This is a genomic window from Streptomyces boncukensis, assembly GCF_011045075.1.
Lineage (GTDB): Bacteria > Actinomycetota > Actinomycetes > Streptomycetales > Streptomycetaceae > Streptomyces > Streptomyces boncukensis.
This window is the reverse complement of record NZ_JAAKZZ010000177.1, coordinates 1-13,544: the sequence shown is the minus strand read 5'-3', so window position 1 is coordinate 13,544 and position 13,544 is coordinate 1. Positions and strand designations below refer to the sequence as shown.

The following is a 13,544-nucleotide window of genomic DNA, read 5'->3' as shown; positions in this document are numbered from 1 at the left end:
CTCCCCAGGCACCGCAGCAGCAGGCCCGCCATGATCCGCCCCATCCGCTCCACGTCCTGCCGCACCGTCGTCAGCGGCGGGTCGGCCCAGGACGCGGGCTCCAGATCGTCGTACCCCACCACGGCGACGTCCGCGGGCACCCGCAGCCCGCGCTCCCGCAGCGTCCGCAGCGCGCCGGTGGCCATCAGATCGGAGCCGGCGAAGACCGCGTCCAGGCCGGGGGCCCGGTCGAGGAGTTCGGCCATGGCCCGCTCGCCGCCCTCCGCGGTGAAGCGCCCGTCGGCGGCGGGCGGCGGGCCGAGGCCGGCGGCGGTGAGCGCGTCGCGGGAGCCGTCGAGCCGGTCCTGGGCCGAGGTCTGGTCGAGCGGCCCCGTGATGACGGCGATCCGCCGGCGCCCCCGCTCCAGCAGATGGGCCACCGCCTGCCGGGCGCCGCCCCTGTTGTCCGTGTCGACGTACAGCAGCGCGGGGTCGGCGGCGGCGCCCTGCCACCCGGGGCGACCGCCGTACACCACGGGCAGTCCGGCCCGTTCGGCGGCGCCGTCCAGCGGCGGCTCCGCGCCGTGCAGCGAGAACATCAGAACGCCGTCCACATGTCCGGCGGCCAGATAGCGGCTGACCCGCGCGCCGTCCCCGGCCTCCTCCAGGAACGTCAGCAGCAGCTGCGCGTCGTGCGCCGCCAGCTCCCGGCCGATGCCGCGCAGCTGACGGGCGAAGAACGGGTCGCTGAACACCCGGCTCTCCGGTTCGGCGACGATCACGGCGACGGCGCCGGTGCGCCGGGTGACGAGGCTGCGCGCTGCGCTGTTCGGTACGTACCCCAGCTCCGTGACCGAGCGGTGCACCCGCTCCCGCACCTCGGCACGCACCCCGGGGCCGTCGTTGACCACGCGGGAGACGGTGGCCCGGGAGACGCCGGCGTGGGCGGCGACCGCTTCCAGGGTAGGCCGTGGGCCGTTGGTTCGGGCCAATTCAACTCCTCTTCCCCCGACAGGGCTTGACGTTACTCCGCCGACTCGGCACTGTGCATGCCCATGACGTGAGAGCGCTCTCACCTTCCCCCCACAAAGAAGAGAGCGAAACATGAGAACACCCGGAATCGGTATACCCCCCGGACGCGGCAGGCGGCGCACGGCGGTGGCGGCCGTTGCCGCACTGGCCGCAGCGGCGGCCCTCGCCGTCCCGGCGGCCCAGGCCGCTCAGTCGGCGCCCGACGCGCGGAACGCCGCCGGGCCCGGCGTCCTCCAGGAGATCTGGAGCGAGGACTTCGACGGCCCGGCCGGCTCCCCGCCCTCCGGTGAGAACTGGATCGTCGACACCGGCCACGGCTACCCGGGCGGCCCGGACAACTGGGGCACCGGCGAGGTCCAGGAGTACACCGACGACCCCGCCAACCTCCAGCTCGACGGCCAGGGCCGGTTGAAGATCACGGCCCTGAAGAACGGCGACGCCTGGACCTCGGGCCGCATCGAGACCCGCCGCACCGACTTCGCGGCGCCCGAGGGCGGCACGCTGCGGATCTCGGCGAGCCTCCGGCTGCCCCAGGTGTCCGGAGACGCGGCGCTCGGCTACTGGCCCGCGTTCTGGACGCTCGGCGACGCCTACCGCGGCAACTACTGGAACTGGCCCGGCATAGGCGAGTTCGACATCATGGAGAACGTCAACGGGCAGCGGGCTACGCACGGCGTCCTGCACTGCGGCGTGAACCCCGGCGGACCCTGCAACGAGACGCAGGGCCTGGGCGCCGAACGGCCCTGCGCCGACTGCCAGTCGGCCTTCCACGAGTACGCGGTGGAGCTGGACCGCACCGGCGGCACCGAGGAGCTGCGCTGGTATGTGGACGGCCAGCAGTTCCACTCCGTCAGCGAGAACGACGTCGGCGCGGACGCCTGGGCCCAGGCCACCCATCACGGTCACTTCATCCTGCTGAACCTGGCCATGGGCGGGGCCTTCCCGGACGGCGTGGCCGGCCGGGCGACCCCCACGCCCGCCACCGAGTCCGGCGGCTCGCTGCTGGTCGACCGCGTCTCCGTCGAGCGCACCGGAGGTGCCACACGATGATCACCCGGAGGAATCTGCTGCGTACGGCCGCTGCCGCCGCCGTCGCCACCCCGGCAGCCGCCGTCCTCGCCGCGCAGGCGGGCGGCGCCACCGGCGGCGGGAAGGCCGCCGCCATGCCGCTGAGGATCGTCAACCGGACCGGCGCGTACGACAACGCGTCCATCCACGTCTACATCGTCGGCAACGACGGCACCCGCCAGGTGCGCGTCACACCGGAGGGCGAGCTGGCCCCGGTGTCCCTCTCCGACAACGGCGCCGACGGCTACACCGACTACGCCATCCCGCTCTCCGCGAGCGGCGAGACCACCCTCACGCTGCCCCGGATGTCCGGACGGATCTACACCGCGCTGGGCGGCAAGCTCAGGATGAAGGCCGTCGAGGACGGCGACGGCAAGCCCGCGCTGGCGTATCCGGCGGGCTGGGTGGAGTCGGACCCCAACTTCGAGGTGCTGCACGACGCCGCGGAGTTCACGTACAACGAGTCCGGGATGTACTGCAACACGACCATGGTGGACATGTTCAGCGTCCCGCTCTCCCTCCGCCTCCAGGGCCAGAAGGACCAGGAGGCGGGCACCCTGAAGGACGGCGCCCGCGACCAGGTGTTTGAAACGCTGCGCGGCACCGAGGGCTTCGACCGGCTCGTGATCGGGGACCGCCGCGTCCTGGCCCCCAGCCACGGCATCGGCGCGGGCCGCTTCGCAGGAGACTACTTCGACCCGTATGTGGACCAGGTGTGGGAGACCTACCAGGGCAAGGACCTCACCGTCAGCACCGACGCCGGGCGGTTCACCGGGCGGGTCCGCGGCGGGAAGCTCGCCTTCACCGGGCCCGGCGAGCTCTCCTTCGACCGGCCGAGCACCAGTGACGTGCTGTTCTGCCACGGCGCCCTGCAGGCGCCCAACGACGGCGTCCAGGGCCCCGTGGCGGCCGTGCTCGGCGCGGCGCTCAACCGCACCACCCTCGCCGCGCACGCCGACCAGCCGACCGACGACCCCTCCGGCTTCTACGGCGGGAAGATCACCCACCACTACGCCAAGGCGCTGCACGCGGCGACCACGGACGGCAAGGCGTACGGCTTCGCCTTCGACGACGTGGGGGGCTTCGCCTCCTATATCGAGGACGGGGCCCCGAGCAGTGTGACGCTCACGCTGACCCCGTTCTGAGCCGCTCTCACTCCGGGCCGGGCGGGGCGCCTGCCGTGGCGCCCCGCCCGGCCCGGCCCGGAACGATCCGCCCCGCTCTACCCTCCGTACGCGCCGCAGGCCGTCAGCCGGAGCGCCGTGTCGATCAGCGGCACATGGCTGAACGCCTGCGGGAAGTTGCCGACCTGGCGGCGCAGCCGGGAGTCCCACTCCTCGGACAGCAGCCCCAGATCGTTCCGCAGCGCGAGCAGCTTCTCGAAGAGCTTGCGCGCCTCCTCCACCCGGCCGATCATCGCCAGGTCGTCGGCGAGCCAGAACGAGCAGGCCAGGAACGCGCCCTCGTCGCCCTCCAGACCGTCCACGCCTGCCTCGGCGCCCGCCGTCGGGTAGCGCATGATGAACCCGTCCGGGGTGGACAGCTCCCGCTGGATCGCCTCGATGGTGCCGATGACCCGCTTGTCGTCCGGCGGCAGGAAGCCCATCTGGGGGATCAGCAGCAGCGAGGCGTCCAGCTCCTTGGAGCCGTAGGACTGGGTGAAGGTGTTGCGCCCCTTGTCGTACCCCTTCTCGCAGACCTCGCGGTGGATCTCGTCGCGCAGATCCCGCCACCGCTCCAGCGGCCCGTCCACGTCGCCCGCCTCGATCAGCTTCACGGTGCGGTCCACGGCGACCCAGGCCATCACCTTGGAGTGGGTGAAGTGCCGCCGGGGGCCGCGCACTTCCCAGATGCCCTCGTCCTTCTGGAACCAGTGCTTCTCCAGATAGCCGATCAGCTTCAGCTGGAGGAGCTGCGCGTAGTCGTTGCGCGCCAGCCCCGTCTGGTGGGCCAGATAGAGGGCCTCGCTCACCTCGCCGTACACATCGAGCTGGAGCTGGCCCGCCGCGCCGTTGCCGACCCGCACCGGCTTGGATTCCTCGTAGCCGGTGAGCCAGTCCAACTCCGCCTCGCCCAGCTCCCGCTCCCCGGCGATGCCGTACATGATCTGCAGGTTCTCCGGATCGCCCGCGACGGCGCGCAGCAGCCACTCCCGCCAGGCGCGGGCCTCCTCGCGGTAGCCGGTGCGCAGCAGCGAGGAGAGGGTGATCGCCGCGTCCCGCAGCCAGGTGAAGCGGTAGTCCCAGTTCCGGGAGCCGCCGACCTCCTCCGGGAGCGAGGTGGTCGGCGCGGCGACGATGCCGCCGGTCGGCGCGTACGTCAGCGCCTTCAGCGTGATCAGCGAGCGGACCACGGCCTCCCGGTACGGGCCGTGGTAGGTGCAGTGCCCGACCCACTCCCGCCAGAACTCCTCGGTGGTGCGCAGCGCCTCCTCCGGGTCCGGGGGCGGCGGCGGCTCGCGGTGCGACGCCTGCCAGCTGATGGCCAGCGCCACCCGGTCCCCGGGGCGGACGGTGAAGTCGGAGTAGGTGGTGAGCTGCTTGCCGTAGGTCTCCTGCGCGGTGTCCAGCCAGACCGAGTCCGGCCCGGCCACGGCCACCGTGCGGTCGCCCACCTTGTGCACCCACGGCACCACCCAGCCGTAGGAGAAACGCATCCGCAGCGCGGAGCGCATCGGCACCCGCCCGCTGATCCCCTCCACGATCCGCACCAGCTGCGGCGCGTGGCTCTCGCGGGGCGGCATGAAGTCGATCACGCGGACGGTGCCGCGCGGGGTGTCCCACTCCGACTCCAGGACCAGCGAGTCGCCGCGGTAGCGGCGCCGGTCCGCGGGCGGGGGGTCGGCCTGGCTGCCGTTCACCGGCGCCGGGCCGACCCGCCAGAAACCGTTCTCCTCGGTTCCCAGCAGCCCGGCGAAGACGGCATGGGAGTCGAAGCGCGGCAGACACAGCCAGTCGGCGCTGCCGTCCCGGCCGACCAGAGCCGCGGTCTGCATGTCCCCGATGAGTGCGTAATCCTCGATGCGCCCAGCCACGTGCATCTCCAGTCGAACGAACGCCGCTACGCCCCGAGGGACGCGCTGAATGACCTGTGTGTTGCTCCCTGCCCAGGCAAGTGTCCGAGCAGATTACCCCCCGAGTGATCGCTCACGCTGCGGGTTCCGAGACTCCGGATGCGCCGATGGAGTGAGGTTCCTACCCATCCTCACCTGCTGCGACTCCCTCATCACCCTGGGGCGTCGCCGCCCTGTCGCGGGAGTCACACGCGCCTCGTGCGACGCGCGCTGCCGACGGCGCTGATACGCTCTAAGTCCGTGGGCCGGAGGGCTCGCGGCCGCGAACACGGCGGCCCGGAAGCCCCCCGAACCGCAGCGGTGGCACCCCTGAGCACCTTCAGCCAGGGTCTCGCTCCGCACCTCACCACGCGACCACGGGAGCCCCCTCTTGGCCATGCCGCCTACGTCCATGACGACCAAGCACCTCTTCGTCACCGGGGGCGTCGCCTCCTCGCTCGGCAAGGGGCTCACCGCCTCCAGCCTCGGTGCCCTGCTCAAGGCCCGGGGCCTGCGGGTCACCATGCAGAAGCTGGACCCGTATCTGAACGTCGATCCCGGCACGATGAACCCCTTCCAGCACGGTGAGGTGTTCGTCACCAACGACGGCGCCGAGACCGACCTGGACATCGGGCACTACGAGCGCTTCCTCGACGTCGACCTCGACGGCTCCGCCAACGTCACCACGGGACAGGTGTATTCCTCGGTGATCGCCAAGGAGCGGCGCGGCGAGTACCTGGGCGACACCGTGCAGGTCATCCCGCACATCACCAACGAGATCAAGCACCGTATCCGCCGGATGGCCGCAGACGACGTGGACGTCGTCATCACCGAGGTCGGCGGCACCGTCGGGGACATCGAGTCGCTTCCCTTCCTGGAGGCCGTCCGCCAGGTGCGGCACGAGGTGGGGCGGGACAACGTCTTCGTCGTCCACATCTCCCTGCTGCCCTACATCGGCCCGTCCGGCGAGCTGAAGACCAAGCCCACCCAGCACTCGGTGGCCGCGCTGCGGAACATCGGCATCCAGCCCGACGCGATCGTGCTGCGCGCGGACCGCGAGGTGCCCACCGCGATCAAGCGCAAGATCTCCCTGATGTGCGACGTGGACGACGCCGCCGTGGCCGTCGCCAAGGACGCCAAGTCGATCTACGACATCCCCAAGGTGCTGCACACCGAGGGCCTGGACGCCTATGTCGTGCGCAAGCTGGACCTCCCCTTCCGCGACGTGGACTGGACGCAGTGGGACGACCTGCTGCGCCGCGTCCACGAGCCGGACCACGAGGTGCGGATCGCGCTCGTCGGCAAGTACATCGACCTCCCGGACGCCTACCTCTCGGTCACCGAGGCGCTGCGCGCGGGCGGCTTCGCGAACCGCGCGCGGGTGCAGATCAAGTGGGTCACCTCGGACGACTGCCGCACCCCTGAGGCCGCGGCGCGGCAGCTCGGCGACTGCGACGCGGTCTGCGTGCCCGGCGGCTTCGGCGACCGCGGCGTCGAGGGCAAGGTCGGCGCGATCACCTACGCCCGGGAGAACCGGATCCCGCTGCTCGGGATCTGCCTCGGCCTCCAGTGCATCGTGATCGAGGGCGCCCGGAACCTCGCGGGCATCAAGGACGCCAACTCCACCGAGTTCGACCAGGGCACCGCGCACCCGGTGGTCTCCACCATGGAGGAGCAGCTCGACATCGTCGCCGGCGAGGGCGACATGGGCGGCACCATGCGGCTGGGCATGTACCCGGCGAAGCTGGCCGAGGGCTCGATCGCCCGCGAGGTGTACGGCGGCGAGCCCTACGTCGAGGAGCGCCACCGGCACCGGTACGAGGTCAACAACCACTACCGCTCCGAGCTGGAGAAGAAGGCCGGGCTCGTCTTCTCGGGCACCTCCCCGGACAACAAGCTGGTGGAGTACGTCGAATATCCGCGCGAGGCGCACCCCTACCTGGTCGCGACCCAGGCCCACCCGGAGCTGCGCTCCCGGCCGACCCGCCCGCACCCGCTGTTCGCGGGCCTGGTGCGGGCCGCGGTCGAGCGCCAGCAGGGCGGCGCGCTGCAGGACGCACAGAAAGAAGGGGAGTGACCTCCATGGCCTCGCGTATCACCGACGTCCCCGAGGAGTGGGAGGTCACCGCGACCGCCACCCCCTTCCAGGGCAACAAGACCGGCGTCCGCACCGACGACGTCGTCATGCCGGACGGGACCGTCGCCCGGCGCGACTACCAGACCCACCCCGGCTCGGTCGCCGTCGTGGCCCTCGACGACCAGGACCGCGTGCTGGTGCTGAGCCAGTACCGGCACCCGGTCCGCGAGAAGCTGTGGGAGATCCCGGCCGGCCTGCTCGACGTCCCCGGCGAGAACCCGCTGCACGCGGCGCAGCGCGAGCTGTACGAGGAGGCGCACGTCAAGGCCGAGGACTGGCGGGTGCTGGTCGACGTCTACACGACGCCGGGCGGCAGCGACGAGGCGGTCCGGATCTTCCTCGCACAGGAGCTCTCCGAGGCGGACGGCGAGCGCTTCGCGGTCTCGGAGGAGGAGGCCGATATGGAGCTGGCGCGGGTGCCGCTGGCGGAGCTGGTCCGGGGGGCGCTGGCCGGCGAGCTGCACAACAACTGCCTCGTCGTGGGTGCCCTCTCCCTTTCCGCCGCGCTGGCGGGGAGCGGCGGCCTGGGCGCTCTGCGTCCCGCCGGGACCCCCTGGCCCGCCCGTCCGTTCGAGGGCTGAGTTCTGTCGGGCCCTTCTGGGGGGCGGCGTCCGGGGCGCCCCTGACGGGGCACCCATAGAGCCGATGTGGTGATTTTCGGAGCAACCCGGCAGCGCCGAGTCCGTAACAAGGGCGGTGCCGTGAACTACGCTCGGCTCTTGTGACGGATCAAGCGGCAGCGCATCCCCTCTTCACCGGGCGGGAGCGCGAACTCCGCGCACTGCGTGAGGACATCGACCGCGCTGGCCTGCACACCCTCTCCGGCCGCCCGCTCCCGCACAGCCGGGTGCTGCTCGTCGCCGGGGCCCCCGGCTCGGGCCGCACCGCGCTGGCCGGGGAGTTCGTGCGGCGGATCGCGGACCGCTATCCCGGCGGGCTCTTCCGCACCCGTCTCACCGACCCCGGCAGCCGCGCCGTACCCGCCGAGCGCGCGGCGCGCGACCTGCTCGCCGCCCTCGGCGCGGCGCCCGTCCCGGCCGCGGGCGCCGACGAGGACGACGTGACCGAGGCGTTCCGCGCCGCGCTGGCCGCGCGCGGCAAGGCGCTGCTGCTGCTCGACGATGTGGCCGACTCCGAGCAGCTGCTCGACCTGCTGCCGGAGAGCCGGGACTGTCTGGTCGTCGCGGTGGCCGCGGGTCCGCTCACCGGCGTACCCGACGTACGGCCGTGCACCCTGGGCGGCCTGGACCGGGCCGCCGCCGTCGAGCTGCTGGCCCACCGCGCGGGCGCGGCCCCGCGGGTGACCGTGGATCCGCGCAGCGCGGAGGCGCTGGCCGAGGCGTGCGGCGATCTGCCCGCCGCGCTGCTGCTGATGGGCGGCTGGCTCGGCGCGCGGCCCAAGCTGTCCGTGATCGACGCGACCAAGCAGCTCGCCCGGACCGAGGCGCCGGAGGAGGGGCCGGGGTCCGGTCCGCTGGGCCGCGCCTTCCGGCTCGTCTACGGCTCGCTCGCACCGTCGCCGGCCCGGATGCTGCGGCTCCTCGCGCTCGCGCCCGCCGGCTACGCGGACCCGCACACCGCGTCCGCGCTCGCGGGCTGCTCCGTGGCGGTGGCGCACGCCGCGCTGGACGAGTTCGTCCGGCTGGGGCTGCTGCGCTCCGCGGGCGAGGGCCGGTACGCGGTGCCGAGCTGCCTCGATCCGCTGCTGCGGACCGAGCTGGACGCCGAGGAACGGCCGGCCGAGGTGCTGTTGGCGCGGGCCCGGATGCTGGAGCGGACCGTACGCCGGCTGCAGGCGTGCCGGGCGGTCTGCGAGCCGCCCGGCTCCGAGGCCCGCAAGCGGCTGACCGGGATGCCGCGCACGCTGCGCTTCGACCGTCCCGCCGAGGCGCGGGCGTGGCTGGAGGCGCGGCGGCCCGCGCTGCTCGCCGCCGTGCGGATGGCGGTCTCCGAGAGCGAGGGGGAGCTGGACACCCTGGCCCGGCGCCTGATCTCGGCGCTGGCCCGCGCGTTCGAGGCGCACCGGGACCCGGAGGAGGCGGCCCCGGAGCTGTATCAGCTGCACGAGCTGGTGCTGCGGGTCGCCGAGCGCGGCGGCCTGCACCGCGAGCGCGCCGCCGCGCTGCTCAACCTCGGCGACCTGGACGCGCGCACCGACCGGCTGCGCGGCGCTCTCGTGCGCTACCGCACAGCGCTGGACGCGGCCCGCGCGGGCGAGGACCAGCAGGCCGCGGCGCGGGCGCTGGAGTCGCTGGGCGGGACGCACGCCGAGCTGGAGGACTGGGCGCGGGCCGCCGACTGGTACGCGCGCGCCCTGACCCTGCGGCTGACCGTGGGCGGGCGCCCGGACCAGGAGGCCGCGGCGCGACTGCACGGGCGGCTCGGCGCGGTGCACACCTACGCCGGGCGCTGGGGCGACGCGCTGCGCTCGTGGCGGGCCGCCGCCGCGGCCTTCCGGCGGCTGGGCGACGCCGGCTCGCACGCCCGTGCGCTCGCGGAGGTCGCCCGGGTGCAGGAGTACGCGGACCGCCCGCACGACTCGCTGCGCAGCTGTCTGCAGGCGCTGGAAGCGGCGCAGGAGGCGGGTGACGACAGGCTGTGTGCCGCGCTGCGGCTGCGGGTGGCGGACGCGTCGGAGCGTGTGGGGGACCTGCGCGGGGCCCGTGTGCACCGGGCGGCGGCCGACCGGCTGCTGGCGGCGGCCGAGCGCCGGGAGAGCACCTGATGACTACCTGCGAAATCTAAAGTGATCCTGAAAAAGATCGCACCTTTGTAAGGCTAGACAGGTGCGAGTCCTTCATTAAACTGGTTGGGCCGTGGTCATACCGGCTGTCTTGGCATGCCCGACCCGGCCGCTCCCCGCTGTCTGCAACCTGAGTCAAGGACCGTGATCGATGTGAAGGTCGGCATCCCCCGCGAGGTCAAGAACAACGAGTTCCGCGTGGCCATCACCCCGGCCGGGGTGCACGAGCTGGTCCGGAACGGCCACGAGGTCCATGTGGAGCGGTCGGCCGGCGTCGGCTCCTCCATCCCGGACGAGGAGTACGCCGCCGCCGGCGCCGCCATCCTGGGCACGGCGGACGAGGTGTGGGCCGCCGCCGATCTGCTGCTGAAGGTCAAGGAGCCGGTCGCCGAGGAGTACCACCGGCTGCGCAAGGACCAGGTCCTCTTCACCTACCTCCACCTCGCGGCCTCCCGCGCGTGCACGGACGCGCTGCTGGAGTCGGGCACCACGGCCATCGCGTACGAGACGGTCGAGCTGGCCAACCGCTCGCTGCCGCTGCTCGCCCCGATGTCCGAGGTCGCGGGCCGGATCGCGCCCCAGGTGGGCGCCTACCACCTGATGGCCTCCGCCGGGGGCAGAGGTGTGCTGCCGGGCGGAGTCCCGGGGGTGAACGCGGGGCGCGCCGTCGTCATCGGCGGCGGTGTCTCCGGGTGGAACGCGACGCAGATCGCGGTCGGCCTCGGCTTCCACGTCACGCTGCTCGACAAGGACGTCAACAAGCTCCGCGAGGCCGACAAGATCTTCGGCAACCGGGTGCGGACCGTCGCCTCCAACGCGTACGAGCTGGAGCGTGCCGTCCTGGACGCGGACCTGGTCGTCGGCGCCGTGCTGATCCCGGGCGCCAAGGCGCCCAAGCTGGTGAGCAACGAGCTGGTGTCCCGGATGAAGCCGGGAAGTGTACTTGTCGACATCGCGATCGACCAGGGCGGCTGCTTCGAGGACTCGCGCCCGACCACGCACGCCGAACCGACCTTCCGGGTGCACGACTCGGTCTTCTACTGCGTCGCGAACATGCCGGGCGCGGTGCCCAACACCTCCACGCACGCCCTGACGAACGCGACCCTTCCGTACATCGTGGAGCTGGCCAACCGCGGCTGGCGCGAGGCGCTCCACCGGGACGCGGCGCTCGCCAAGGGGCTCAACGCGCATGACGGCGAACTCGTCTACGGCCCGGTCGCCGAGGCGCACGGGCTGCCGGCCCGGGACGCGGCCACGCTGCTCGGCTAGCGGGTGTTGCTGTGACCGGGGTCAACCCCGCACGTCAACGTCGGCAACATCACGTAACCGGCCGGACCTTGAGGACAGGGTCCGGCCGCTTCCGTAATCGATCTCGGGTGAGCGGTCCCCAACTCGCCTTGAACGTAACTGTCTAACCGTTTTGCACACCCGTGAAACCGCTCCCGGGGATCTCCCGGGCTCTTGACACGGTGGCGTGCGGTTACCGACACATCGTGCCGTCTCCGGCGGATTGTGTTGCTGCGGACCGCCGACACGCCATAGAGTCCCCAAGCGTCGGCATGGTGTCACGCTGACCTGTCTAGAAGTTTCCTGGTCACCAAGGAGGTAGGACGACTTGTGAATGAGTCGACATTTTCTCCCGGGGGTGGTCAACCAGGAGCGCCTGTGCGAGGCCAGGGGACGCCTGGCTCCTCGGGGCCCGAGGCTGTCGGCTCCATCGCTGTCCGCACCTTCGCGGCCCACCAGACCCCACCAACGAGCATGACAGCCCACCAGAGTATGGACGGCCGCCACGTGAACGCCACGGCCGGCGACGGCAACGGTCAGCCTGCCGAACGCTTCGCCGATTACAGTGACCCGAACTACGACCCGCACTACGGCGAGCTGCCCGAGGGGCACTTCTACGATCCGGACGCGGAGTACGAGCCCGACCCCGAGTACGCAGCCACCCTCGCGCCGGACGCGGCGCGGCAGCGCCGGGAGCGCATCGGCCCGACCGGGCGCCCCCTGCCGTACTTCCCGATCCCGGGCCCCGTCAGCGAGCACGGCCCCGCGAAGATCATCGCGATGTGCAACCAGAAGGGCGGGGTCGGCAAGACCACCTCGACCATCAACCTGGGCGCCGCGCTCGCGGAGTACGGACGCCGGGTGCTGCTCGTCGACTTCGACCCGCAGGGCGCGCTGTCGGTCGGCCTCGGGGTGAACCCGATGGAGCTCGACCTCACCGTCTACAACCTGCTGATGGAGCGCGGCCTCGCGCCCGACGAGGTGCTGCTGAAGACGGCGGTCGCGGGCATGGACCTGCTGCCCAGCAATATCGATTTGTCGGCCGCAGAGGTGCAGCTGGTCAGCGAGGTCGCGCGCGAGTCCACGCTGCAGCGCGCCCTGGGCCCGATGCTGAACGACTACGACTTCATCGTCATCGACTGCCAGCCGTCGCTCGGGCTGCTGACCGTGAACGCGCTCACCGCGGCGCACAAGGTGATCGTCCCGCTGGAGTGCGAGTTCTTCGCGCTGCGCGGTGTCGCGCTGCTCACCGAGACCATCGAGAAGGTGCAGGAGCGGCTCAACCCGGAGCTGGAGCTCGACGGCATCCTGGCCACGATGTACGACTCGCGCACGGTGCACAGCAGGGAGGTGCTGGCCCGGGTGGTCGAGGCGTTCGACGACAACGTCTACCACACCGTGATCGGCCGCACCGTCCGCTTCCCCGAGACCACCGTCGCGGGCGAGCCCATCACCACCTACGCGTCCAACTCCGTCGGCGCCGCCGCCTATCGCCAGCTCGCCAGGGAGGTGCTCGCCCGGTGCCACGCCGAGTGAGTCTCCCGGCAGCCGACGAACTGTTCCGTACGACAGGGGGATCCGCCGTCCAGCCGTCGGCCCCCCAGCAGTCCCAGCAATCCCGGCAGCAGGGCCCGGGACAGAGCGGTGCCCCGGCCCAGGTGAACGGCGAGTCGCCCAAGGTGCCCGCGCAGTCCGGCGAGCCCGAGGGCACGGGCGGGGGCCGGGAGCACGCCTCGGCGGGCGAGGACGACGCCGAGAGCGGCACCGCCGCCGCGAACGGCGGCGGCGAGCACGAGCGCGAGGCCCGCACCCCGCCCGCCGGCAAGCCGGAGGACCAGCGGAGCGCCACCGGGCAGCCCGCCGCCGGCGGCGGACGCGGCGCCGCCAAGGGGCGGCAGACAGCGGGCTCGTCGTCCGCCAACCGGCGCAGCCGGGCGGCGAACCGCAGACCCAGCGGGCGCGAGCGGCACGACGAGAAGATCACGGTCTATGTCTCCGCCGAGGAGCTGATGGACCTGGAGCACGCGCGGCTGGTGCTGCGCGGCGAGCACGGGCTCGCGGTGGACCGGGGGCGCATCGTGCGCGAGGCGGTCGCCGTGGTGCTCGCGGACCTGGAGTCCCGGGGAGACGCGAGCATTCTCGTGCGGCGGTTGCGCGGGCGCTGAGCGCCCTGCCAGTACCCTGCGAGCGATGCCCAGCACCGACCCCGCGATCCGGAGCTCCCGCCGCCCCCTGGGCCGGGGCCC

Annotated in this window: 10 protein-coding genes; 8 read left to right on the top strand and 2 right to left on the bottom strand. The window is 72.5% G+C overall.

Going from position 1 to position 13,544, the window contains the following annotated elements:
* Positions 1-971 (bottom strand): LacI family DNA-binding transcriptional regulator (locus G5C65_RS18130; RefSeq protein ID WP_241265880.1); only part of this gene is annotated, 971 nt, incomplete at its 3' end.
* 112 nt (positions 972-1,083) lie between these two features.
* Between G5C65_RS18130 and G5C65_RS18125 the strand changes: the two genes are divergently transcribed.
* Both G5C65_RS18125 and G5C65_RS18120 read left to right on the top strand, forming a co-directional pair.
* Positions 1,084-2,061, top strand: a complete 978-nt coding sequence (locus tag G5C65_RS18125; protein ID WP_165299899.1) for a glycoside hydrolase family 16 protein — start codon at positions 1,084-1,086, stop codon at positions 2,059-2,061.
* Entirely contained in the window at positions 2,058-3,224 is a 1,167-nt protein-coding gene (locus G5C65_RS18120) for a beta-1,3-glucanase family protein (protein ID WP_165299898.1), read from the top strand. Before G5C65_RS18125 ends, G5C65_RS18120 begins: the two co-directional genes overlap by 4 nt.
* A 77-nt stretch (positions 3,225-3,301) precedes the next feature.
* Here G5C65_RS18120 and G5C65_RS18115 read toward each other — a convergent pair whose 3' ends face one another.
* On the bottom strand, positions 3,302-5,119 hold the full coding sequence (locus G5C65_RS18115) for a glycoside hydrolase family 15 protein (RefSeq protein WP_165299897.1): 1,818 nt from the start codon (positions 5,117-5,119) through the stop codon (positions 3,302-3,304).
* Positions 5,120-5,528: 409 nt separating this feature from the next.
* Between G5C65_RS18115 and G5C65_RS18110 the strand changes: the two genes are divergently transcribed.
* From G5C65_RS18110 to G5C65_RS18085, 6 genes are all read left to right on the top strand, one after another.
* The gene (locus tag G5C65_RS18110; RefSeq protein ID WP_165299896.1) at positions 5,529-7,208 is read left to right on the top strand and encodes a CTP synthase; all 1,680 of its coding nucleotides are present in this window, start codon (positions 5,529-5,531) and stop codon (positions 7,206-7,208) included.
* Positions 7,209-7,213: 5 nt separating this feature from the next.
* The gene (locus tag G5C65_RS18105) at positions 7,214-7,849 is read left to right on the top strand and encodes an NUDIX domain-containing protein (RefSeq protein WP_165299895.1); all 636 of its coding nucleotides are present in this window, start codon (positions 7,214-7,216) and stop codon (positions 7,847-7,849) included.
* Between the two features lie 140 nt (positions 7,850-7,989).
* Positions 7,990-9,993: an AAA family ATPase gene (locus G5C65_RS18100; RefSeq protein WP_165299894.1), complete on the top strand. Its 2,004-nt coding sequence runs from the start codon at positions 7,990-7,992 to the stop codon at positions 9,991-9,993.
* A 171-nt stretch (positions 9,994-10,164) separates the two neighbouring features.
* A complete protein-coding gene (gene ald / locus G5C65_RS18095) occupies positions 10,165-11,280 on the top strand; it encodes an alanine dehydrogenase (RefSeq protein ID WP_165299901.1) in 1,116 nt (371 codons plus the stop codon).
* Between the two features lie 348 nt (positions 11,281-11,628).
* Positions 11,629-12,834 (top strand): ParA family protein, encoded by a 1,206-nt coding sequence (locus tag G5C65_RS18090; RefSeq protein ID WP_338146497.1) that lies wholly within the window; start codon positions 11,629-11,631, stop codon positions 12,832-12,834.
* Complete coding sequence (locus G5C65_RS18085; RefSeq protein WP_165299892.1) at positions 12,831-13,463, top strand: hypothetical protein; 633 nt, start codon at positions 12,831-12,833, stop codon at positions 13,461-13,463. The genes G5C65_RS18090 and G5C65_RS18085 overlap by 4 nt, the downstream gene beginning before the upstream one ends.
* The last annotated feature ends 81 nt before the right edge of the window (positions 13,464-13,544 follow it).

Excerpts from the sequence above, each read along its gene's own strand:
- G5C65_RS18125 (WP_165299899.1), top strand. The coding sequence starts at position 1,084 with ATGAGAACACCCGGAATCGGTATACCCCCCGGACGCGGCAGGCGGCGC.
- G5C65_RS18120 (WP_165299898.1), top strand. The coding sequence starts at position 2,058 with ATGATCACCCGGAGGAATCTGCTGCGTACGGCCGCTGCCGCCGCCGTC.
- G5C65_RS18115 (WP_165299897.1), bottom strand. The coding sequence starts at position 5,119 with ATGCACGTGGCTGGGCGCATCGAGGATTACGCACTCATCGGGGACATG.
- G5C65_RS18110 (WP_165299896.1), top strand. The coding sequence starts at position 5,529 with ATGCCGCCTACGTCCATGACGACCAAGCACCTCTTCGTCACCGGGGGC.
- G5C65_RS18105 (WP_165299895.1), top strand. The coding sequence starts at position 7,214 with ATGGCCTCGCGTATCACCGACGTCCCCGAGGAGTGGGAGGTCACCGCG.